20 protein-coding genes and 1 tRNA gene are annotated in these 22,689 nt (G+C 39.5%); 13 read left to right on the top strand and 8 right to left on the bottom strand.

Features of this window, described 5'->3' with window-relative positions; all coding sequences use genetic code 11:
• Positions 1-10: 10 nt before the first annotated feature.
• From QF042_RS13910 to porV, 3 genes are all read right to left on the bottom strand, one after another.
• Positions 11-865 carry a hypothetical protein gene (locus QF042_RS13910; protein WP_307529338.1) on the bottom strand — a complete coding sequence of 285 codons (855 nt, stop codon included), beginning with the start codon at positions 863-865 and terminating at the stop codon, positions 11-13.
• 59 nt (positions 866-924) lie between these two features.
• The gene (locus QF042_RS13905) at positions 925-1,431 is read right to left on the bottom strand and encodes a DUF4402 domain-containing protein (RefSeq protein ID WP_307529336.1); all 507 of its coding nucleotides are present in this window, start codon (positions 1,429-1,431) and stop codon (positions 925-927) included.
• Between the two features lie 321 nt (positions 1,432-1,752).
• Positions 1,753-2,994 carry a type IX secretion system outer membrane channel protein PorV gene (porV, locus tag QF042_RS13900; RefSeq protein WP_307529334.1) on the bottom strand — a complete coding sequence of 414 codons (1,242 nt, stop codon included), beginning with the start codon at positions 2,992-2,994 and terminating at the stop codon, positions 1,753-1,755.
• Positions 2,995-3,342: 348 nt separating this feature from the next.
• Between porV and QF042_RS13895 the strand changes: the two genes are divergently transcribed.
• The 3 genes from QF042_RS13895 (at position 3,343) to QF042_RS13885 (ending at position 7,020) form a co-directional block, all read left to right on the top strand.
• Complete coding sequence (locus tag QF042_RS13895; RefSeq protein WP_307529332.1) at positions 3,343-3,603, top strand: hypothetical protein; 261 nt, start codon at positions 3,343-3,345, stop codon at positions 3,601-3,603.
• A gap of 11 nt (positions 3,604-3,614) precedes the next feature.
• Complete coding sequence (locus QF042_RS13890) at positions 3,615-4,022, top strand: VOC family protein (RefSeq protein ID WP_307529330.1); 408 nt, start codon at positions 3,615-3,617, stop codon at positions 4,020-4,022.
• Positions 4,023-5,196: 1,174 nt separating this feature from the next.
• A complete protein-coding gene (locus QF042_RS13885) occupies positions 5,197-7,020 on the top strand; it encodes an ABC transporter ATP-binding protein (RefSeq protein WP_307529328.1) in 1,824 nt (607 codons plus the stop codon).
• Positions 7,021-7,900: 880 nt separating this feature from the next.
• On the opposite strand, the gene QF042_RS13880 is transcribed toward QF042_RS13885, so the two are convergent.
• The gene (locus QF042_RS13880; RefSeq protein ID WP_307529326.1) at positions 7,901-8,392 is read right to left on the bottom strand and encodes a hypothetical protein; all 492 of its coding nucleotides are present in this window, start codon (positions 8,390-8,392) and stop codon (positions 7,901-7,903) included.
• Between the two features lie 391 nt (positions 8,393-8,783).
• Between QF042_RS13880 and tcmP the strand changes: the two genes are divergently transcribed.
• Both tcmP and QF042_RS13870 read left to right on the top strand, forming a co-directional pair.
• Positions 8,784-9,947, top strand: a complete 1,164-nt coding sequence (gene tcmP, locus QF042_RS13875; RefSeq protein ID WP_307529324.1) for a three-Cys-motif partner protein TcmP — start codon at positions 8,784-8,786, stop codon at positions 9,945-9,947.
• 1 nt (position 9,948) lies between these two features.
• Entirely contained in the window at positions 9,949-10,710 is a 762-nt protein-coding gene (locus QF042_RS13870; RefSeq protein ID WP_307529322.1) for a DUF5131 family protein, read from the top strand.
• Positions 10,711-11,416: 706 nt separating this feature from the next.
• On the opposite strand, the gene QF042_RS13865 is transcribed toward QF042_RS13870, so the two are convergent.
• Positions 11,417-12,004 carry a hypothetical protein gene (locus tag QF042_RS13865; RefSeq protein ID WP_307529320.1) on the bottom strand — a complete coding sequence of 196 codons (588 nt, stop codon included), beginning with the start codon at positions 12,002-12,004 and terminating at the stop codon, positions 11,417-11,419.
• 92 nt (positions 12,005-12,096) lie between these two features.
• A complete protein-coding gene (locus tag QF042_RS13860) occupies positions 12,097-13,008 on the bottom strand; it encodes a HEPN domain-containing protein (protein ID WP_307529318.1) in 912 nt (303 codons plus the stop codon).
• Between the two features lie 375 nt (positions 13,009-13,383).
• Between QF042_RS13860 and QF042_RS13855 the strand changes: the two genes are divergently transcribed.
• From QF042_RS13855 to QF042_RS13835, 5 genes are all read left to right on the top strand, one after another.
• Positions 13,384-13,704 (top strand): hypothetical protein, encoded by a 321-nt coding sequence (locus QF042_RS13855; RefSeq protein WP_307529316.1) that lies wholly within the window; start codon positions 13,384-13,386, stop codon positions 13,702-13,704.
• A gap of 19 nt (positions 13,705-13,723) precedes the next feature.
• A complete protein-coding gene (locus tag QF042_RS13850) occupies positions 13,724-14,362 on the top strand; it encodes a hypothetical protein (RefSeq protein WP_307529313.1) in 639 nt (212 codons plus the stop codon).
• Positions 14,363-14,441: 79 nt separating this feature from the next.
• Complete coding sequence (locus QF042_RS13845; protein ID WP_307529311.1) at positions 14,442-14,951, top strand: DUF416 family protein; 510 nt, start codon at positions 14,442-14,444, stop codon at positions 14,949-14,951.
• A 23-nt stretch (positions 14,952-14,974) separates the two neighbouring features.
• On the top strand, positions 14,975-15,439 hold the full coding sequence (locus tag QF042_RS13840) for a DUF4265 domain-containing protein (RefSeq protein ID WP_307529310.1): 465 nt from the start codon (positions 14,975-14,977) through the stop codon (positions 15,437-15,439).
• Between the two features lie 3 nt (positions 15,440-15,442).
• Positions 15,443-15,991 (top strand): hypothetical protein, encoded by a 549-nt coding sequence (locus QF042_RS13835; protein ID WP_307529308.1) that lies wholly within the window; start codon positions 15,443-15,445, stop codon positions 15,989-15,991.
• A 129-nt stretch (positions 15,992-16,120) separates the two neighbouring features.
• Here the strand turns inward: QF042_RS13835 and QF042_RS13830 are convergent, their stop codons facing one another.
• Complete coding sequence (locus tag QF042_RS13830) at positions 16,121-17,452, bottom strand: Gfo/Idh/MocA family protein (protein WP_307529306.1); 1,332 nt, start codon at positions 17,450-17,452, stop codon at positions 16,121-16,123.
• A gap of 380 nt (positions 17,453-17,832) precedes the next feature.
• Positions 17,833-17,905 (bottom strand) — tRNA-Lys (locus tag QF042_RS13825).
• A 183-nt stretch (positions 17,906-18,088) separates the two neighbouring features.
• On the opposite strand from QF042_RS13825, the gene QF042_RS13820 reads away from it, so the two are divergent.
• The 3 genes from QF042_RS13820 (at position 18,089) to QF042_RS13810 (ending at position 21,269) form a co-directional block, all read left to right on the top strand.
• Complete coding sequence (locus QF042_RS13820; protein ID WP_307529304.1) at positions 18,089-19,210, top strand: formylglycine-generating enzyme family protein; 1,122 nt, start codon at positions 18,089-18,091, stop codon at positions 19,208-19,210.
• A gap of 103 nt (positions 19,211-19,313) precedes the next feature.
• Entirely contained in the window at positions 19,314-20,600 is a 1,287-nt protein-coding gene (locus QF042_RS13815; RefSeq protein WP_307529302.1) for a sugar MFS transporter, read from the top strand.
• A 162-nt stretch (positions 20,601-20,762) separates the two neighbouring features.
• Positions 20,763-21,269, top strand: coding sequence for an HAD family hydrolase (locus QF042_RS13810; protein ID WP_307529300.1), 507 nt, complete (start codon positions 20,763-20,765; stop codon positions 21,267-21,269).
• The last annotated feature ends 1,420 nt before the right edge of the window (positions 21,270-22,689 follow it).

Here is a 22,689-nt window from a genome sequence, read left to right as displayed (position 1 = left end):
GCGGACTGCTTTACAATAAGTTAAGCGATGATTCCGAAATTATGACCGGCTTCGAATCAGATGAGGTTGTATATAGAATTTGTAGTTTTCCTTTTCGATAATCAATGCCCAGGGATTTGTTGAGGTTGAATGCGAAGTGCCGTGTGTTAATCGGAGTATATATCGCAAAGCCTCTTGCAAGGCCCACGGGGGTAACCTTCCCTTGTTCGGAAATATGGTTCACTTTGATGTCACCATATGCGGAAGCGCTGCCAGTTCGGTTAAACGTCAGCTTTAAGACCGGATCATTTTGAACATCCAGGATAAATTCAGACTTTAGAATGCTTACTGTAGCGAGTGGCGAACCTACTCTGATGATCACCGGAATAGCGATGCCAAAAGTTGGCACCAGACTCACGTTTATGGACCTGGGTGGCTTATCAGGTGATTTTTCGGTAACAGGCTTCTCATTGGGTACGGCTCTGAAGTATAAATGTGATCTGTACTCGCCGGGGTTTAATCCACTGGTATTGATCACCTGAACCTTTACGGTTTGCGACTCATTGGGCATAAGTACTACACTTCTGGGAAAGAACCTGAAGTTCTTATCGGCGAAATACTGCCCGGAGTCTGGTACTGTGATGAGTTCAAAATTGCCGTCTTCAAGCATCCGGTACTGAATAACGGAGACCAGGTACTTTGCGGTATCAGTCCCATTGTTGGCTATGTTGAGTTCGAGAGTCCTTTTGTTGGCATCTTCAAAAAGTACCCTTCGGGGCATAATGACCAGGTTGCCCTGAGCCATTATACCGGGTATATAGATCAATTGCACCGTTATGGTCAGGACGAATGTCATGAGCATAACTATTCCAGCTTTATTCAGCATAAAGTAATTTCGATAGGCGATGAACGGTTGATGAGACCGTATATTAAAAAAGTAAAGTTCTAGTTATAGTTTACAGTTACGGTAAATGGAGTCGCTGAAGTATATGATCCTACTGCCTGCGATGCTACTAAATTTAGGGTTGCACCAACTTTGATGATTTGCGTACCTGCGGTAAGCGTACCTGTGGTCGCTGGTGTACTGGTAAAAGTATTAACCGTCATGTTATCGGTACCACTTGTAATGACTACTGAAGAAGGTAAGGTAATCGCATACGTATAAGCTCCTGAGCCCGACACGGTAAAAGAAGCTGCGGTAACCGTACCAACAGTTGTTGGTACGGTTACTCCCCCCGTACTCGTTCTTGTGCCTGCTGGGGCCAGGACTACTGTACCCACCGCTCCATTGGTAGCCACATTCCCAAAATTCATGTCAGCAGTTTTAGAGATGCTGATAGGGGTAACAATTGTTGCTGAAGCGTCAGCTGTTGCAGATGCCTGTGCAAATCCGGATGATACAAAACAAAATACGGAAAGCGTAATTCCAATAGCGATGATTGATTTTTTCATGGTGTGTATGATTATGTGAAATGATTGCAAGTTTATAGTTTAGAGATAATGGGAATGTCTCTGAAAAAATCGGTGCGGGCTGGAACGCTCTAAACTATTTGGTAATGCTGTAAAGGTATTAAATAATAACGACTATTTATAATAAAGCAAAGGTTTATTTTAATTTAACAAAATAAAAAGTTTCCAGTATTTTGTTTTAACTAATAAAATTCTATAAAAAATTATTTATAAAGCATTTTATTTAAACTTAAAGATGTGATTAGTTTGCTGTTCTGGTATTTAATTTTTAAATATTGATGTGCTTGCACTCAATTACCCTTATTATTTCCTCGCAGGACTAAAGGTTAAAGTGAACCGGAGGGTATTAGCGAGGGGGCTATTTTGTGCCCCTGCAATCATATAGGCCAGATCAAGCACAAAAAGCTGGTACTTTAAGCCTGCGCCTACTGTAAAATACCTGCGGTCTCCTTTTTCAGGGTTTTCATACGAATAGCCGCCACGCAGGGCAATCTTTTTATGATAGGTATATTCCATTCCGGTTCCGATACTTAACTCTTTTAATTCTTCACCAGCACCTCCCGGGGCATCGCTAAAGGAGTTGAAGATTCCCGCCGGAACAGATACATTAGGGTCCTTTCCGCTTATAATTTTTCCGTCATCATTATAAACCGGCTGGCTGGGAACCAGTAATTTATTGAGATCCAGGGAAAAAGTAAACTCATTTTCATCGTTAAAAATAAAAGTGGATGCCGCGCCGAGTCTCATATTGGCGGGCAGAAAAAATTTATTCCCTGCATCGTTATAGCCAATCTTTGTTCCAATATTGGAGATGTTCAACCCAAATGCCAGTAAGGCGTCGGTACCAAAAATGATGGTTGGTTTCCTTACATAGGCTGAAGCATCCATTGCAATAGCATTTCCGGCATAACCTGAACTTCCGGTAGAGAGTTGTCCCGAAACCAGGTCAGACCTGATGTACCTCAATGCAGTCCCCAGGGAAAAATTTCCAAATTTTCTCGCATAGGTAACATCAAACGCGAATTCATTTGGGCTATAGTTCCCTAAATCCTGGCTATTGGCATCAAAAAGCTGTACAGTACCTAGTGATAAATATCTTAAAGAGGTTCCTATGGTATTTCTTTCGTCAATTTTATAATAAGCACTAAGGAAAGCCAGGTTGATGTCTGCTTTTAAATTGCTTAACCAGGGAGAATAGGACATCGATATGCCATAAGGCTGATCCATGTAAGCAAGTTTTGAGGGGTTAATGGCTGAGGCATTTTGATCTGGCAAAGCTGCTACGCCGGCATCTCCCATAGCGCCTGTCCTGGCGTCGGGTATAATAAGTAAGAAAGGAACACCTGTAATAATATCAGTACTTAAGCTACCGTTCGTTTGAACGGTCTGAGCTTTTAATTGTAAGCAGCACAAGATTAAAAGAACACCAGTGGTAGTAACAAATAAAGAGATTGGTGTATTTATGTTGAAAATGTTGACTTTCAGTTTGCTATACATATTACCAATGTACTCATTAATTTTAATAATTCCATTCCTGACAGCCATAATTTTAGTATATTAGGTTAATCAAAACGGATGATCACCCGAATCAATCCATCTGATTAAAAATCCCCAAAAAAAATTCCAATTACACCTTTACGCCACATTTACCCCACGTTTAAGCCACCTTCCGGCCAGGCTTGCTTTTGGCCTGCTGTGTACCTGCCTGCACGCTGCTTCGCACTTGCTTTGGTTGAGTTAAGGCATCGTTGTAGATCAGGTACGTCAAAGATTTGCGTCACTTCAGATTGGCAGGTTAACAATAGCTCAATAAAAGGTAAATAGAAAGTTATCTTAAGGTAATGTTGGTGTATGGCTGTGTCAGAGCAGCCCGGGGTAAAGGGAATTTAATGTATGCGCATCAAGTATAGGGCAGAAGTTAGGGATCAAAGTTCGGAAAGGTTGATTGAACCTTTTGCCTTTTATTACCGTATGCAACAACACTGGACGCAATTGCCTTTTGCCCGTTTAGATAGGATGGAAGCGGCTATTGTAACCGATTTTAAGTTTGCTCCGCATCAGCTTAGTCTTCAGAAATATTTACAGGAAAAGAAAAAAATCATCAGCACTGACAAACTGTTGTCACAAGCCCCAATAACTTTGCAGCATCATTAAAACAATTAGCAATGAATTTAATATCAACACGCATTATTACCGATCAGGTAGAGGCACTTATTAATTTTTACGAACAGGTAACAGGCTTAACCGCCTCCAGGTACACGCCCGATTTCGCCGAACTGAAAACCAAAACCGCAACTTTGGCCATTGGCAGCACCCGTACTTTACAGTTTTTTGGTGGTAACCATGTGGCGCAGCCTGCACAGAACCGCAGTGTGATTATCGAATTTCGGGTTGATGATGTACAGCAATGCTTCGATCAGCTCGCTGCTTCCTTAAAAGGTGCCATCGTACAAGAACCCACCATCATGCCCTGGGGCAATCAATCTTTATTATTAAGAGATCCCGATGGCAACCTGGTGAACCTTTTTACACCAGTTACACCCGAAGCTATAGAGAAGTTTAACGGTAATTAACAGGCTGAGAATAATCGTCATTGAGAAAAACCTTTTTCAGCCGACAGCCTGTTCCGACCTCGGGAAAGCAATCTTTCATCATCTCGACCGCAGCGGAGAGATCTTTTAACATTGTAAAAAGATTTCTCCATTTCACTGCGTTCCAGTCGAAATGACGCCCAATTTTAGAAATCTTTCATTGATAGATAAAACATGGATCATATTAACGTACATTTTTAATTTTTAACACAAAGGCACAGAGAAAACGGAATACTTAAGCCCTTATCATCTTGAGGCCAGGAATTTTTTAGAAAAAAGTTTGGATTGAGGGTTACAGTTTGAGGTATCGTCATCTCGACCGCAGTGGAGAGATCTTTAACATCGTTCAAAGATTTCTCTCCCGAACATTCCTATCGTGTGGACACATCTCTGTTAATTTAATTTTTTTTTAGCGTGGTTGCCTAGGTCGATCGTCATGCTGAATTTATTTCAGCATCTTTCCTGCTATTAAGAGACCCCTGATTCTAAAAAAAAAATCAAGTTTCGAAACAAATATTTATTTATTTTTCCGCTCTTTGCCGCGGGGCATGGTACTTTGGAGCGCCAAAGTACCCAAAGCGCTTTGTCAATCCGGCAATGTGGCTCGTCACCACCCCGTGCTCATCAAAAAAACAGCAGCACTTTGTTTTGTGTTCAATTCTCATGACTCAGCGCTTATGAACACAAAACCACTGCGTTTAAGGTTTGGTAGTGCTATTTGTTCTATTCTGCATCTGTTTTTTTGATTTCCCGCCACTTGGGATTGACGGGCGTTCTTCGGTAAAACCTGTGTATTATTAAAGCAGGTCAGCATAACGCCTAAAAACCCGCACATTAAAGATGTGTCCACACGATAGGAAAAAGTCGGGGCGGACTCTCGTTCCTCCTCCCAATGACGGCCTTTCCGTAGGAATCTGTTAATGCTAGAGAATTAATACGGCAGAGCTCTTTGTACCAGAGTTTAAATCTGGTTGCTTTGGAAGAATAACCGCTAAATATTTTCCATCACCAGACTAAATAACCAAACTAACCTGCTTAAATAGCTAAAGATATTTAAAGTATTTTTGACGTTGATCCGTCTTCACTATCACAATCCTCTTTGGTGTTACTATAGGCATTAAAAAAGGAAATAATCCCAACGATCAACATCAAAATAATGGCAAGAAAACAGTTAAACAGCGGAAATGCACCTGGCGTTGAATTAGCAAAAGCAAAAATAACCAGAGAAAGTTTGGGCAACGTTGCCCGCTTGCTTACTTATTTAAAACCCTATCGTGGTAAATTTATTGCTGCGCTGTGTTTTCTATTCCTGTCCAGTTTGGTCGGGCTGGCCTTTCCATCTTTTATCGGTGCCTTAATTGATACGGCACAGGGCAAACACACCAACAATTACCTGCCAGGCACCATACAGGGCATTTTAATGTTAGCTTTTGCCGTATTAGCATTACAGGCAGTAGTGTCTTATTTTAGAATATTATGGTTTGTCAATGTAGCCGAACGTTCCCTGGCCGACATCAGGCGCGACACCTACTTCAAGTTGATCACCCTGCCTATGAATTTCTTCTCGAACCGCAGGGTAGGCGAACTGAACAGCAGGATCTCTGCCGATCTTTCACAGGTTCAGGACACTTTAACCACGACCATTGCAGAGCTGTTGCGGCAGCTGGTGCTGTTTGTAGGCGGTGTCGTTTTTATGGCCATTATATCGAAAAAGCTCGTTTTTGCCCTGCTTTTGGTCTTACCCGTGATGATTGTCTTTGCGGTGCTGTTTGGCCGTTTTATCAAAAAGATTTCGCGCCAGGCGCAGGATAAAATGGCAGAATCAAACAGTATAGTCGAAGAAACCTTATCGGGTATTGCCAATGTAAAAGCATTCGTAAACGAGGCATTCGAGGCCACACGTTACCGGAATACCATCCGCGAGGTAGCAGATATTGCCATCAGGGGCGCAAAATTCAGGGGCATGTTTGTTTCCTTTATAGTGCTGTGCGTTTTTGGTGGTGTACTGGCGGTAATCGGCTATGGCTGTGTGCTGGTTAGTCACCATGAAATAACCTTTGGCGAACTTTTAAAGTTTTCATTATATGCGATGTTCCTCGGCAGTTCTCTGGGCAGTTTTCCCGAACTTTTTGCCAACCTGCAAAAGGCTGTTGGGGCCAGCGAAAGGGTACTGGAAATACTGGGAGAGCAGGGCGAAGCCGTTTCCATAAACGAAAAGGATCAGGTGACGAGCCAAAGAATAGTGGGGAATCTTGCTTTTAACCAGGTCAATTTTGCCTATCCTTCACGGCCGGAAGCAGCGGTATTAAGCCAGGTATCTTTCGAGGCCAAAGCCGGACAAAAAATAGCCATAGTAGGTCCGAGTGGCTCAGGCAAATCAACCACAGCAGGATTGATACTGCAGTTTTACCATCCGCAAAGCGGCGAAATCCTGTTCGATGGCAAACCAGCCGCTGCCTATTCGCTTACGGATATCAGGAACCAGATCGCCATTGTTCCGCAGGATGTAATGTTATTTGGCGGAACGATATTGGAAAATATTGCTTACGGCAAGTTAACGGCTACAAAAGCAGAAATTATACAGGCCGCTAAACGGGCAAATGCACATGATTTTATCAGCGCATTTCCGGAAGGTTACGAAACCATAGTAGGAGAGCGCGGGGTAAAACTATCTGGCGGACAGCGCCAGCGCATTGCCATCGCCCGGGCACTATTAAAAAACCCGTCAATATTAATTTTAGACGAAGCCACTTCTTCGCTCGACTCGGAATCGGAACGCCTGGTACAAGAAGCCCTGGAAGAATTAATGAGCGGTCGCACTTCTATCATTATCGCACACCGTTTATCCACCATTCGTGAAGCAGACCGGATCCTGGTGATGGAAAAGGGGCAAATTATTGAATCCGGTACACATCAGGAACTCATCAAAAGTGAACAAGGGCTGTATAAGTACCTAAGCGGTTTGCAGTTTGAGGTGTAGCAGTAAAAGCTAGAAACAAAAATGGGAAAGAATTCGATTTATTTAGTCTTTCTCATCTTGTGATCACGCTGGGATGTGAACCTTGTTCATTTTTCGGCGTTTAATGGCTATCTGGAAGGTTTTTAGAAGCGACTTACCAAATTGCTCGCCTTTCGTTTTGATACGTTTTAGTTGCAATTGCTATAGTGTAAATATAGTATTTCTCTTTAAAATTTAAAAGTAATTTACATTACTAATTCCCTGGCGGTTCGACTCCGGCACTGGGCACTAAGCCATAGAAATCACTTTTCAAAGTTTTTTCCCAGGCTTTTTGTATTGTCTAATTTAATCTGATATATTAGCTGGGCTGCCGTGTTAGCAGAACTGCTTCGGCATTTATTTTTGGTAATCTACAAAATTCAAACAAGTCATAAATTGCTATTGAATATCTGCAAGGTAGCCCCTTAATGAATAAATGAAATTAACCATCTATTATTTTCTAGTTTTTATCTGTTGAATCAAATTAGAATATTGAAATTTAGGTGACTCAGGTACCTCGAGCCAATCAAATTGTAGATCAAATTGTTCCTCCCAAAGCGATAAACCAATACATGCAATATCCCAGCAAATATGTTCATCATCAATATTAATTGATTCGAGTGCATTGGTTATTCTGTCTTCAACATTTGGATGTCTAACCCCGGTCGTATTCGCACTGAAATAAAGCATTGATAGCAACCCAACGATTATTCCAACTTTCACGAAAATATCGCCCATAACTGGGGCACCTTTCAGGGTATGGCTTATGGCCTCCTCATCAGCTTCAATTTCGAAATTTAGATAATGAGAATTTGGCGTATCCGCTTCAAGTTGATCTATGTGTTTTTCTAAATGTGTGAGTTCATGAGGGGAAAATGATGGAGATAGATCCGCAACTTACTGCGAGGATGAATTTCATCGCCTCAGTGTAACAAATATTGGATTGCTCAATGTAATTTCTTTTTTCTGCTAAATATTTTTCAGGATTTGGCAAATTATCCTTATCCCAAACAGAATAAAATGCAATCAGGGATTTTCCATATGCAAAGAGTTCTCTTGCTTTAGCGATTTCATCTTCATTTATTTTATAAACTTCCTTCTTTTCTTTTTTATTAATTTTAGGATAATCAATAGTTTCAATGTATAGCGTGTAAGATATACACCATAAATAGGACAAAAATGACTCATGTAGCATAATCTGCCTATTTTCCGCATTTACCCGAGGTGAATTAATTCGATGATCTTGCTTTATTGATTCTTGAGCGTAGGTCATATTAATTAGCGGATTCAGCTTACCTTTGTCTACCATAGCTTGAAGTTTGTCTTTAAAAGCTGGATATGTGTTTCCAAACATATAAACCAGCATATTTTGTAGAACTCTTATTGGTTGGGTTCCTTCATGATGATCCTTTTTTTGATCTATAACCCCTTGTTGTTGCCCGACCCAACTTTCTCTAAGTTCTTTCTTTTCTTGCTCCGAAATCCTTTAAGATTTTCATAATTTGTTCTAATTCTTTATCATGGCCCATATTTTTTAAATTATTTTAAATTCTAAAATACAGATTTAATGCAGTCAATTTTACTATAAATTTTGATACAGCCTTTACGCATAATAATTCGATAATTAGTATTATTTTATTGTGAAAAATTAAACCTGATAATTGCTATTGCTTTTTACTTGATTAGGAAACACTGTCGTATTTTTAATATATTTATATTTTAAAAATAACTAACACTCTCAATAAATGGCTAAAATCAATGTGAAAAATGTAGTTTTGCCTCATAGTCAGGCGAAGCTGGATTTGTATAGGGATTATTTAAATGAGTACCTACCTGTCTTAATTAATTCGAAATTTGTTGAAAAAATTAATATCTACGACGTATTCTGTGGTGCTGGAATTTATGACGATGGAAAGCCAGGTAGCCCGTTGATTGCAGCACGGTGTATTAATGAAAACATAGTGCTTTTTGAAAGTAAAGGGGTTGAACCAACTCCGATTTCATTAACGGTAAATGATTTAGATATTGATAAATCACAATTTGTTGGGCAGCTATTAGAAGATCTTGAGGATGAAAACTTCACCACTAGATCTTTCAATTTGACTGCTGGTAAAATGTTTCAGTTTGTAAAAGAAGAAACAAATACATTTCCTAAAAAACACAGAAACTTAGCTTTTGTTGACCCTTATGGTTATTCAGATATCACTAAAGATAACCTTGAGGGATTAATTTCAAATAGAAGAACTGAGGTTATATTGTTTTTGCCAGTTTCTAATCTCTATCGTTTTTCAGAGATTGCAAAAAATGATGTTGATTCGAAATGTTATGATCATTTGCGAAGATTTATTTTTGAGTTTTTTCCTGAAAATTCTAAAATTCGATCTTCTAATGCTGATAACATATATGATTACATTAACGAGATTAGATTAGCATTTAGTTTTAATGACACATTTTATAGCTCCTCATATTACATTAAAAGAGATCATGTAAATCACTACGCTTTATTTTTCATAGGTCCACATATCTATGGATTAGAAAAATTTTTACAAGCTAAGTGGAAAAACGATTCCCTTGGACAAGGTTTCAATATAAAATATTCAATGCCTTCCTTGTTTGAAAGTGAACTTCAAGAGGTTGATACTTTTAATACTAAAACTAAACTTGAAGCGATCCTAAAGCTACACATAAAAGAGAATCCATATATCAATAATACTGATTTATACGTTTTTATCTTAAAAAACCAGTTTTTGCCGAAAGACGCTGTTTCGATTCTTACCAATTGGAAGAAAGATTCTCTTTTGACGATATATAATGAAAGCTTAGATTTGTTACCAGATACAAGGCATTTCTTTTTAACCTACACTAATTTCAAAGAAAAAACCAATGTATTAAAATTAAAATTTAAATAAAATGGCGCAATCAAATATTGAATGGACTGAATTAACTTGGAACCCAGTAACAGGCTGCACTAAGGTAAGTCCTGGATGCAAGTTCTGTTACGCAGAATCTATGACAAAGCGATTGACCGCAATGGGCGTAGAAAAGTATAAAGATGGATTCAAAATTAGAATTCATCCAGATACTTTAAATATTCCTTTTAGTTGGAAAAAATCGAAAATTGTATTTGTTAATTCGATGAGTGATTTATTTCACCCAGATGTGCCGATAGATTTTATAAAAGCGGTTTTTTCTGTGATGAATCATACACCTCAACATATATATCAGGTCTTGACTAAAAGGTCCGAAAGGCTAGCAGAAATTTCAAATTTGTTAAATTGGACTCCAAATATATGGATGGGAGTATCGGTCGAAAACGAGGATTATACCTACCGTATAGATGATCTTTCTACAACTGGAGCAAAAGTAAAGTTTTTGTCGATTGAACCACTTATTGGTCCAGTAATCACATTAAATTTAGGGAGCATAGATTGGGTAATTGTAGGTGGGGAATCAGGACATAAAGCTAGGCCTTTAGAAAAAAAATGGATTGACTTTGTGAAGAATCGTTGTGAAGAAAATAACGTGGCATTCTTTTTCAAACAATGGGGTAGACCAAAATTTAACGCTAATCAAAATGACCCAACAATTGATGCTAAACATCCTCAACATGCAAAAGGAGGGTGCGAATTAGATGGCGAAGTATTTAGAAATATGCCTGAACATGCAGCGTAGCGCTGTCAGAATTTTTTCTTTCTTACTGAAATGTTCCTAAACCAAGCCAAATTGGTTCAACTTAGTGTTGTTGAAATGCTCCAGTTGAAGGGGCGTAGAAATATTTGCTTACAGTTCCACAACAGCAATAATATTCCACCTATAAGTATAATGGTTTTTCGAATTTCCCTATTGGGAATTAAGTTTTGACGGCTCTTGCATATCCAAAAATTAAAATTGAATAAAAAAGAATGCCAGCTAAACATTAACCGATGGTTAATGGATACTGTTAAAACCTTATCCTCCGAAGCAGATTGCAAATGAAAGATTTTTATTAATCATCCAAAGAGCATTTTTTCTTAGCGATTTTTTTTCGCGCTTTTAGCAAGTACTCACTCCACATTTTTAGGACCTCTTTTTATGTTAGATGCAATAACATGGAGTGATCGTGATCATGTTGATCAACATACTTATGTAGTATTATACCTTACATTTTTTTTTAATATTCTTCCTAAAATCCCCTCTGTCCGTAGAGTTAAGCGCAGCGTCTCTACGGATATAAGAATAAAAAAGAGAAGTCGATGAAATTCTAAATCCTCGTGAAACTTTCGAGGAATGGATGGCCAAACAGAAAAGCCCACAACAAGTTGAAGATGTCTACGGAAAAGGTTTGGCGGTAGCCTGGTTTCGTTTGGCCCTTCGTTCAGTTGGCACTGAAAATAAAGTTCTAATTACCATCTTTTAAACGCTCACTGATCAGCCATGTAGCCTCGAACAGTTTGACCAATTGTTCGTAAACTGTGATTACTTCAGATTTGGAAAGGCTTTCTTCCATGAAGGAGCTGCTCAGCGCATTGTGAAGCCAGGTGTGCAGGATTTTTTTGTACCCGTCCAGTTTATAGAGCCTGAACATTTTCTTTAGTACAGATGAAGGCTTTACGATCTCCCGGATGCTCAGATTTTCAGGATAGTGCCGTAGCTTCTTCCTTTCCGTTTTGATGTACCATTTTGCGATATAAATTTCCTGTTTGTCATCGAAGTCAAGTCTGCCAAGCTTGTGGCGCTTTAAGAGCCAGGCGGCCTCTATCAGCTTTATGGTCAGTTCGTAATTGTAGACAAGGTAGTCTGGGCTACATTTTTTTTCTTCTACGGATTCAAGCGCTGCATCGTTTCGCCAGCGTTTCAGCATCTTCAAATGATTGGGCAACCAGGAGTAACTGAAAAAAACGTGTACCACTTTTATCGGATCGGTTATTTCATCGTTGTTAAGATAAACGATCCTGTTATCAGATGTTCTTTTTGTTTGCTTTTTCATTGGTCTATAATTTGTTTTTTATCGGTAATGAAGCTATCATGAGCAATATTCGTTTCTGTTTGAGAGCGTATGCTCATGATGGTTTCATAGTTTCAAATATTGGTTTGTAATATTTTTTCGATCTGTACATGATCAGCATTTTTTAAGGCTGCATAGTCTGATGCCGATTTGGCAAGCAGTTCTATTTTTTCGTTGCACATCCCCTTTGCCGACAAAAGAAAAGATGCGACCCGTTGATAAAGACGCTCCGCATCTTGCCGGGAAACTGTAAAATCATCTTTATAGCGTGAACCAGAATAGCTCTTTGCCATTATATCAAATAACCGCTCATCTTCGGAAGTAGAAAGGAAAAGTTGATAAGGGCGTTCAGAAAAGCAAGTGCACAAGCGGAGCAGGCGGTAAAGGTTATGAAATTCGGAACGGTAGGCGATATGAACCCTCACCAGACAGATACAAGTCTGTTCTACGGCCTGATGGAGCATAAAGGCACATATCCCAAACTGCTCCTTCTCCAGACATTCGGATGCGCACATCAGAAATCCATCAGCCAGCGGTATGTGATGTTCATAATGTTTGAGTGCCTTGATTGCACCCTTACCTGGGATATAAGAAGGTATCAGGTCACCATCCAATAGTCCATCCTTACTATAGAGCAGTTTTCCATAGGTAAGCACGCCGATAAAAAAGCGGCTGTTTTGCTGTACCGCCTCCATAACCGATTGCCTGCCATGGGAGATCACCGTAATCGTTCCATGCTGATAATAGCTGTTGGCGAAATCCTGCATTTCATAATCTATTCGGGTTGCCGTTTCGGTAACTACCAATAGGCAATAGTCGCATTTAAAATGACTTTGATTGTCATTAAAGCAGCCCTGGGAATGATAAGTGTAGCTGTTCTGCGAAAAGCTGAAGATCTGAAGTGGTACGAACTTCTGTGCGAGCCGTTGGGTAAACTCCCTAAAATGGTAAGCATGATCGGCCTCTGGTAATAATTTTGGTTCCATATTGATCTCATTTAAGTTTCTTTCAAATGAGTCGTAGAAGTGGAAGGCACAAAATAAGGCGTGGAACCCACTTCCCGTCTTAGTGGCCCTGAGAAGCCTTGGATACGGAAAAGCAGGCCCACGCCTATGACGTGAGCACTACACTTACCTCTCGTATCCGTTTGAAATTTCTCAGGTTTCTAAGACGAGACTCGAAGTGCGAATGCTTCAATATTTTGTGAAGTAATCGCTAAAAATAATTCTTTATTATTTCATACCCAAACGTAATGAAAAGTCTAGACAAAAACAAACTATTAGTACTTTTAAATTTACTAATAGTTCTTTTTTATACATGAATAGTAATCTATTGACGACTTTAGTTATAAACCCACTAATATGGCTAATTGGAAGAACAACAATAATAGTCCCGAAAAAGACCTTTCGTCAATAGGCGCAATGTTTGAAACCAACAAGATTAAAAAGATGTATGATATTTCCGAATTATACCCAACTAAGATCATCAAACTTTTAGGTATCAATTCAGAAAGATATTCTGTAAAACTGGCCGATCCAGAGAAATTTACAGTTTCTGAAATCTTGCGCTTGGCTTATATTTTAAATATCGATCCTAATTTAATCATCAATGTGATACAGGTTGAAACAGAAAAGAAGATAATTAGCAAGATTGGGTTGAATAAGGCCAAGCACACGAAATGAGCAAATTCTTTAATAATAAATGGATATTAACTATCTAACCATTGACGCCACCAATCCTGCAGCTGCTGGTAACAAGATAATTGTGCATATCTGCAATGATATCGGCGGGTGGGGAAAAGGTTTTGTGATGGCAATCTCAAAATGCTGGAAAAACTACTTATTACAGCCTGTATATACTTATATGCCCAATTATAAAATTCCGCTCTATATATTTCTATGCTTGACCGTATTCCTATCTGGCTGCTCAAACAGCGGGAAAATCATTCAATACGAATATAAAGGAGTAGTGATCACCAGGGTAAACAACTATCCAGAAGATTATTTTTATTATGGAAAATTCGACAATACCAAAGACCTGCCCAAGGAGTATATCCTTTCCAAATTCAGTGGCTTTGACGGAATGATGTCTGCTTTCCTGATATTCAAAAAAGATAAAACCGTAGAGGTTATCCCTGTAGCTGATGACTTCAGCGAAATAGGGAACAGCAAATCCTTGAAGCTAACCAACGAAATGGAAAACATCGACTTTATTCACTGGCGCGACAGCACTAAAAACAGCATGGATAGTATAATAGAAGTCTCAAATGTAGTGAAATTAGAGATCGAACTAAACAAAGCTGGACACTCCAAAGTGAAAGCCAAGTACTCTAACCAATAAAGCAATCGTATGGCTGCAGAATAATTAGCTATTATGAATTATAGACACCTTAATCACCATTGATAAAAGCAAAGAACAGATGATGACCAATTCAGAATTTATGACGTTATTTAAAAGCAAGGTTGACTCAGCCAGCCTGGATGTTCTTATAGATTTTGGTTTAGATATTTGTGAGCGACTACAACCAGAATATACATCGTTTTCGAAAAATCATAACTGGGGCGATCCTAATTTACTTAAAGAGTCCATAGAGTTTTGCCGTGTCGGTAAAGGAAATATGGTAAATTATTCAGATATTAAATCTTACCTCGATAAACTAGATCCAAATATCCCAGATATGGATGACTTTGGAGATTTTGATAGCAGCTATGCCCTGAACGCTTCTTGTGCGGTTTACGAGTTGCTTGAGTATCTATCAGATAAAGATAAGAGTCATATTTTTAATATCAGTACTTATATGACTGATACAATAGATTTCAAGCTGAGTGAAGCCGATGCAAATTTAACAAACGAAGAACTAGAGAACCATCCAGATATTGTTAATGAATGGCAGTATCAGCTAAGATGCTTGGATGTCCAAGTCAAGTGATAAATAATTTAACCTCTTTTAAAATGGCAGAAGAAGAATACGAAAAAATACTTTTCCAATTTCACAGTGATGTCCTTGATGAAGAAACCATCGAGACAATGTGGGCTGTAGTCATTGATAAAGAAAAAGGCCTTTACAAATTAGACAGTATTCCTTTTTATGCTCCGAACGTCGCGGCCAACGACATTATCTATGCAGAATTTGATGAAGATCAAGAACAGCTAACCTACAGACACACGGTAGAAGCGTCTGGTAATTCTACTGTTCAGGTTGTAATATTGGATTCTGGCACTGATACAAATGAAATTAGAGAAATGTTCGACTCACTTGGCTGTTCTAGCGAAAAGTACAGTGAAGGATATTTTGTCATTGATGTCCCAAGTAGTCTGAACTATTCAGCTGTACAAAATAAGCTAATAGAGCTGCAAAATGCTGGGATTCTCGATTATGCAGAGCCCTGTTTATCTAAAAAGCACGGGCTGGAGTAAATTATGAAAACCGAAATCGATATTTTATCTGATAGAGAAGCAGAAATTTGGGATTATGCCGGGTCTCAAAATGGAACGATGGACTTTGTAACCGAAAAACTTTCCGCAGAAGGAATATTCGACCGATATCGAAATATTCATAAATCTTATCTCGAACTCTATTTTCGCATTAATGACGAAACAATAAAGCTTGAAATCTTAAAGCGGCTGATATTTTTAAATTGGTATGCTCTGGTAGAGCCAAGTTGTTATACAGGAATTGAAAACCTTGACTATGCAACCGTATCTGAATCGTATTCCATCTTAAATCAATATTTAATCCATGGAAAAATCGATACTGAATTTAAGTGGATGTTGTCTTTTTATTCCAGTTGGGATTACACTATACTTCCATTTTCAGAAAATAAACTTGAAGCCTTAACTGCATTTGTAAAAGGGGTAGATACTTCCATTTTAAGCTGTCCTAAAAATCAGTTGCCAAAAGGAACAATGGATAACAGGGGACAGATGGGAATTTACTGGATAAGTATGTCAGTTGAAAAGAAAAATTAACGAATAGGCAATTCCCTAAAAGCAAAAAAACCCTGCCAATCGTGCGATTGCAGGGTTTTATATATTTTGATAGCCACTGGCTGATCATAGAGGGAAATGTATACCTCCTGATCTGTTTAAACTGTAGCGTTAAACTTTAGGTAAGCTGTAACCGTTGTGATACTGGGCCAACAGGTATTTGTCGTTGATCTGCTGGTCTGTAAACTGATGTTTAGCATGGTCCCATGATAATTTTTGTCCGCTTCTGAAGGCAAGATTTCCCATTTGGGCAACGGTAGCTACATGCGCAGCATCCTGTATGGAGCAGTTCAGTTCTTCTTTTTTTCTGGATCTCACAACACTAAAGAAATTGACCATATGATTGTCCAGTCCATTATCTGAAGATTTAACAAAGGGCTTGCTCACTTTATTGCCGCTTACCTTTTCTTCAATAACTTCCCAGCCTTGCCTGTTGAGGATCAGCGTGCCATTGTTACCGATATAGGCAATCCCATGGTTGCGGTTATAAGAGCCGTTATCGATGCCCATGGCAGAATCCCATACCATATTGAACTTGTCAAACTCATATAAGGTAGTGAGCGTATCAGGCGTTTCTTCATACAGATCGGGATAGGCGAAGCGGCCACCTAATGCGGATATGGTTTTTGGTACTGGTGAATTCATGCCCAGCAAGCCATAATCCAATAAATGCACGCCCCAGTCGGTCATTAAGCCACCGGCATAATCCCAGAACCAGCGGAAATTGAAGTGATATCTGCTGGCATTGAATGCTCTTTTATTCGCCGGCCCAAGCCACATGGCATAATCAACGCCTGCAGGAGGTAAGGTATCCGGCACTATGGGAGCAGGTTTCATCCAGCCCTGGTAACACCATACTTTTACCGTTCTGATATTTCCTAACTGGCCGCTCTTTACGAAATCGACAGCATCTTTAAAATGTTGCTGACTGCGCTGCCATTGACCTGCCTGCACAACCTTATTGTATTTTTCCTGCGCTTTGACCATGGTACTGCATTCGACAATAGAGTTGCCAACCGGCTTTTCAACATATACATCTTTACCTGCCTGTACTGCATGAATCATCATCAGGGCATGCCAGTGATCGGGTGTGCCGATAATTACGGCGTCGACATCTTTATTATCGAGCAGCGCACCATAATCTTTATATCTTTTTACTTTTGCGGCGTCAACATTCATCGACTTTAATTCGGCCATCCTTTCATCAAGCACGTTGGCATCACTGTCGCACAGGGCGGTGAGGTTTACGCCCGGTACTTTGAGGGCCGCTTTGAGGTCGGACCATCCCATGCCTTTGATTCCTATTACACCAATATTGATTTGGTCGTTTGCGCCAATAGTCTTACTGAAAAGGGCATAGGCAGGATTGTCTAAAGCAGAAAGCAGGGCAGTGGTTCCTACTGCAGTTGCAGCGTAGTTGAGGAAATTTCTACGGTTTAACATTTAATTTAGGTTAGATTTATACTGAAAGTAAATTACAAAATAATTAGTGGAGCATCCAGGATATGGGTAAAATTAATAAGAATGTTACCCATATCTGTGTTATCATAAAGGCAATTCAGCCCGAGATGCTGTCATGTTGAGCTTGTCGAAACACCTTAAAGAATATTTAAATAGGTCCTTCGACTACTTGTCCCGATTCTTCGGGAGGCTCAGGATGACAAATTTATGATACAACCTATTAATCGTATCTGTCGATAGTTTGAACGGACGTAGGCGATATCGGCCCTGAGCCTTTTACAAATCGAACCCAGGCCGGCGCTTCTATTCGAATCCCAGCCGGAATAAAACAAAAAAACCTCACATTTCTGTGAGGTTTCTTGTGATCCCGCTGGGATTCGAACCCAGGACCACTACATTAAAAGTGTAATGCTCTACCAGCTGAGCTACGGAATCTACTTTGTTTAAAAACGTTATCCGTTTCCTTTAAAGTGGTGCAAATATAGGGTTATGGAGTGTTTCCTGCAAATAAAAAATTGCGAAACGTGTTAGTGTATTGATTTATAGGCGAATTAATTATTTAGCTTCTCTTTTTTAAACTTAATTGATATTTTTATCGCACCCAATTTAATCTCCATCATGTATAGATTTCTTTCTGCTTTGTTTTTTTTGCCGCTGCTCTTCATACTTTCTTGTCAATCTAATCATGCTAAAGAAGAAGAAAAGGCTAAACACAGACAAGATTCTTTAGCCTCATGCGAAAAAAATATGCCTAGCCGGTTTGGTGCGGTAAAAGATTCTTCAAGTTTCGCCTCCAATAGTAAAGTGAGTCATGAAGGCATGATTTTAATTCCAGCAGGCGAATTTGCAATGGGCGCTTCTGATAAAGAAGGTAGAGATGATGAATACCCTCAACATCAGGTTAAAGTTTCTTCTTTCTGGATGGATGCTACCGAAGTAACCAATGCCAGTTTTAAAAAGTTTGTTGATGCTACCGGATATATGACTACGGCCGAGCGCAAACCAGATTGGGAAGAAATGAAAAAACAGCTTCCGGCAGGTACACCAAAACCACCTGATAGTGTTTTTGTTGCAGCGTCTTTAGTTTTCTATCAGCCTAAAAGTGTTACCACTTTAAATGATGCCTCGCAATGGTGGCGCTGGGTTAAAGGCGCCAATTGGAAACATCCACATGGCCCTAACAGCGATATCAATGGAAAAGAAAACTTCCCGGTTGTACATGTATCCTGGGATGACGCCATGGCCTATTGTAAATGGTCGGGTAAACGTTTACCCACAGAAGCAGAGTGGGAGCATGCGGCAAGAGGTGCACTGAAAAATGAAAAATATCCATGGGGGAATGAAGATATAGAGAAAGGCAAAGTAAAGGCCAATACCTGGCAGGGGAGCTTTCCGGTTAAAAATACCAATTGGGATGGTTTTAATGGTTTAGCTGCAGTGAAAAAATTTAAGCCGAATGGTTACGGGCTTTACGATATGGCGGGCAACGTGTGGGAGTGGTGCAGCGATTGGTACCGACCAGATTATTATAGCACGCTTTCAGGGTTGAGCAATAACCCTAAAGGCCCGTCAGATAGCTACGATCCCATGGAACCAACTGTACCTAAAAAGGTGGTAAGGGGCGGTTCTTTTATGTGTAACGCTTCTTATTGTAAAGGTTACCGGGTAACCTCCAGGATGAAAACTTCTGTTGATACCGGCTTAGAACATACCGGTTTTAGGTGCGTGAGCACCAATTAAAGCCCTTTTTAGTTAAAATTAAAATCACGCAAACGTTTGACCCATATTTTATCAGATATTATTGTTTAGTTTGGTCCGAACAAATTAAACTGAACCAAACTTTATGCAACAAACAACAAAACCAGGTCAAACGCAAGGGCCGAAACCACTTATTATTATCTGTGCCCTATTCTTTATTTTTGGCTTTGTAACCTGGGCAAACGGAACCTTAATTCCTTTCTTTAAATTATCTTTCGGCTTATCAAATTTACAGGCATTCTTTGTAACCTTTGCATCATACATGGCTTACTTCTTTTTAGCGCTGCCATCATCGTGGATACTGAAGAAAGTTGGTTTTAAAAATGGAATTGTTTTAGGTTTGGTAATTTTAGGCCTGGGTTCATTGATATTTATACCGGCAGCCCAAACCAGAACCTTTGGATTGTTTTTAACCGGCATTTTTGTTCAGGGGGCGGCATTGGCTTTGCTACAAACGGCATCAAATCCTTACTTAACCATTATTGGCCCAATTGAAAGTGCTGCAAAACGGATCAGTATTGCAGGTATCTGTAATAAGTTTGCCGGAATGATAGTGCCTTTGATAATGGGCAGTCTGTTTTTGAAAAACGCTTCAGAAGTGGAGAAACAGATCAAAGCGGCTACCGGCGCTGTTCACGAGCAGTTATTAAATGATGTTTTAGGCCGTGTAAATATGCCGTACATTGTTTTAGCAATCGTTTTCTGCCTTTTTGCCATTTTTATTAAATTCACTAACCTTCCTGAAGTTGAGGTAGAAGAAGATGTGATCGACGAAAGCAAAGGAGAAGTGGTAAAACATACAAGCATCTTTCAGTTTCCACACTTATTCCTGGGCGCACTTTGTATTTTTGTTTATGTAGGCGCAGAGGTTATGGCGGGTGATATTATTGGCATTTATGGTCGCGAGTTAGGCATTAGCGCAGAGATTAGTGGGAAATTAACCTCCATTACCCTTTTTAGTATGTTAATTGGTTATATCATTGGCATCATTACCATTCCAAAATACATCTCTCAACAAAAAGCCCTTAGAATTTGTGCTATTTTAGGGATCATATTTACCATTTTATCTTTTGCCATTTCGAGTTGGTTTGCTGTAATTTTTGTTGCCTTATTGGGTTTAGCCAATTCACTCATGTGGCCGGCAATTTTCCCGCTGGGGATTAGTCACCTGGGTAAATTCACCAAAATCGGTTCGGCTATTATGATTATGGGTATTGCAGGCGGGGCTTTAATGCCATTATTGTACGCTTTCTTAAATGAAAAATTACATGTTAACTTTCAAATGGCCTATCTTTTAACGGTATTACCTTGTTACTTATATATTCTCTTTTTTGCCATAAAAGGCCACAAAGCAGGATTGAATTTGAAATAACCAAAACCAAATAAATTTTATGATTAAGCCCGATCTTTAATTAGATTGGGCTTTCTTTTGCGATTAATTTTCAGTTATTTTGGCAAAATTATAAACGAGGTTGAATCTTGATATTCAATACTCAAATCTTGATACTTATATCACAATACTCATATCTCAATAATGAACAAAGCTATTTTTCTCGACCGCGATGGTGTACTTAATCACGAAATATACGATTACATCTGCCGTGTTGAAGATTTTGAAATATTAGAATACCAGATCCCCGTATTAAAAAAACTATTCGACGAAGGTTATCTGCTGATCGTGATTACCAACCAAGGTGGCATTGCTTTAAAGCGCTATACAGAAGAAGAATTGGGTACCATGCACCAGCTATTGAAAAATGCTTTTGTAGCTAAAGGAGCTGATATTAAAGCTTTTTACTACTGTCCGCACCACCCAACCGTTGGCGGCGAATGCAAATGCAGAAAACCAGCATCGGGAATGATTTTAGATGCCATTGCTCTGTACGATATTGACCCGGCGCAATCTATTATGATCGGCGATAAGCCCAGAGATGTGGAAGCGGCAAATGGGGCAGGGGTAAAGGGCATCCTGATCGAACCAGATGAGCAGATTAGTTACGAGAAAATAAAGGAAGTCCTTAGTCGTGAGTCTTTAGTCTAGAGCTCCTTTTAGGGTGCATAAAAAGTTCTAAGTCCAGAGTTACATTGATTTATGGATCAAGACTATTAACCAAGGCATTATCATTTGGGCGTTTTAACACGCTGTACACTATATCTTTTTGGCTGTCCTTCGACTACGATTTAAAATCGGTCGTCATCTCGACTGAAGCGCAACGAAACGGAGAGATCTATCCAGGCAGATTTCTCGACTGCGCTGCACTCCGCTCGAAATGACGATAGTTTGAGGGAGCTATCTCCTTTAACTTCTCAGCCATTCATATTGATTTTTATACAACTAATTACCACTCAGGATGACAGCCAAAAAGGATGCCGTTTCCATCGTTAACGCAGCATAACGCGATGACTTGCAAAGTTTAGAAAGGGAAGGAGCGGATAAAACTTAGTCAGCCCTAGCCTGCGGATTTCGATTACGCTTTCTTTACTAAACTTGCGCATCCAAATCAACAACAGCTTTATTTAACTGATAATAAGCGTTTACATACAACAGTTACAAATCTATCATCAACCCTCCCTTGTATTTAAAAATTCTAACCGCTATCATTTACAGACTTCAATAAAAAGCGTCGTCATCTCGACAGAAGCGCAGCGAAACGGAGAGATCTATCTAGGCAGATTTCTCGACTGCGTTGCACTCCGCTCGAAATGACGATAGTTTGAGGAAGCTATCTCCTTTAACTTCTCAGCCATTCATATTGATTTTTATACAACTAATTACCCCTCAGGATGACAGCCAAAAAGGATGCCGTTTCCATCGTTAACGCAGCATAACGCGATGACTTGCAAAGTTTAGAAAGGGAAGGAGCGGATAAAACTTAGTCAGCCCTAGCCTGCGGATTTCGATTACGCTTTCTTTACTAAACTTGCGCATCCCAATCAACGACAGCTTTATTTAACTGATAATAAGCGTTTACATACAACAGTTACAAATCTATCATCAACCCTCCCTTGTATTTAAAAATTCTAACCGCTATCATTGACAGACTTCGATAAAAAGTGTCGTCACATCGACTGAAGCGCAGCGAAACGGAGAGATCTATCTAGGCAGATTTCTCGACTGCGTTGCACTCCGCTCGAAATGACGATAGTTTGAGGGAGCTATCTCCTTTAACTTCTCAGCCATTCATATTGATTTTTATACAACTAATTACCCCTCAGGATGATAGCCAAAAAGGATGCCGTTTCCATCGTTAACGCATAATTCATTTTACGGAATTCCGAACTGGAAAAAGAACTTTTATTACTGCCACCTAGACCTGATTGAAATGGCATTCCGGTATCCGACTAATTTGTCTTTATCGAAAATTCACCGGAATATAATGGAAAGCAGGACTACAGGTACCTACGAGCACTGTTTTTGCGCTCCAAAAAAGAAATTTCGCAATGAATACGAAGTTTAGAAA

Origin of the sequence: Pedobacter sp. W3I1 (assembly GCF_030816015.1) — a bacterium.
Classification (GTDB): Bacteria; Bacteroidota; Bacteroidia; order Sphingobacteriales; family Sphingobacteriaceae; genus Pedobacter.
The sequence above is the reverse complement of the archived record's forward strand: the minus strand, read 5'-3'. Positions and strand labels throughout refer to the sequence as shown.

Coding starts and splice junctions, on each gene's coding strand:
- QF042_RS13855 (WP_307529316.1), top strand. CDS start 13,384: ATGGCTAATTGGAAGAACAACAATAATAGTCCCGAAAAAGACCTTTCG.
- QF042_RS13895 (WP_307529332.1), top strand. CDS start 3,343: ATGCGCATCAAGTATAGGGCAGAAGTTAGGGATCAAAGTTCGGAAAGG.
- QF042_RS13885 (WP_307529328.1), top strand. CDS start 5,197: ATGGCAAGAAAACAGTTAAACAGCGGAAATGCACCTGGCGTTGAATTA.
- porV (WP_307529334.1), bottom strand. CDS start 2,994: ATGGCTGTCAGGAATGGAATTATTAAAATTAATGAGTACATTGGTAAT.
- QF042_RS13815 (WP_307529302.1), top strand. CDS start 19,314: ATGCAACAAACAACAAAACCAGGTCAAACGCAAGGGCCGAAACCACTT.
- QF042_RS13865 (WP_307529320.1), bottom strand. CDS start 12,004: ATGAAAAAGCAAACAAAAAGAACATCTGATAACAGGATCGTTTATCTT.
- QF042_RS13880 (WP_307529326.1), bottom strand. CDS start 8,392: ATGTTTGGAAACACATATCCAGCTTTTAAAGACAAACTTCAAGCTATG.
- QF042_RS13830 (WP_307529306.1), bottom strand. CDS start 17,452: ATGTTAAACCGTAGAAATTTCCTCAACTACGCTGCAACTGCAGTAGGA.
- QF042_RS13840 (WP_307529310.1), top strand. CDS start 14,975: ATGGCAGAAGAAGAATACGAAAAAATACTTTTCCAATTTCACAGTGAT.
- QF042_RS13860 (WP_307529318.1), bottom strand. CDS start 13,008: ATGGAACCAAAATTATTACCAGAGGCCGATCATGCTTACCATTTTAGG.
- QF042_RS13905 (WP_307529336.1), bottom strand. CDS start 1,431: ATGAAAAAATCAATCATCGCTATTGGAATTACGCTTTCCGTATTTTGT.
- QF042_RS13870 (WP_307529322.1), top strand. CDS start 9,949: ATGGCGCAATCAAATATTGAATGGACTGAATTAACTTGGAACCCAGTA.
- tcmP (WP_307529324.1), top strand. CDS start 8,784: ATGGCTAAAATCAATGTGAAAAATGTAGTTTTGCCTCATAGTCAGGCG.
- QF042_RS13845 (WP_307529311.1), top strand. CDS start 14,442: ATGATGACCAATTCAGAATTTATGACGTTATTTAAAAGCAAGGTTGAC.
- QF042_RS13820 (WP_307529304.1), top strand. CDS start 18,089: ATGTATAGATTTCTTTCTGCTTTGTTTTTTTTGCCGCTGCTCTTCATA.
- QF042_RS13835 (WP_307529308.1), top strand. CDS start 15,443: ATGAAAACCGAAATCGATATTTTATCTGATAGAGAAGCAGAAATTTGG.
- QF042_RS13810 (WP_307529300.1), top strand. CDS start 20,763: ATGAACAAAGCTATTTTTCTCGACCGCGATGGTGTACTTAATCACGAA.
- QF042_RS13890 (WP_307529330.1), top strand. CDS start 3,615: ATGAATTTAATATCAACACGCATTATTACCGATCAGGTAGAGGCACTT.
- QF042_RS13850 (WP_307529313.1), top strand. CDS start 13,724: ATGGATATTAACTATCTAACCATTGACGCCACCAATCCTGCAGCTGCT.
- QF042_RS13910 (WP_307529338.1), bottom strand. CDS start 865: ATGCTGAATAAAGCTGGAATAGTTATGCTCATGACATTCGTCCTGACC.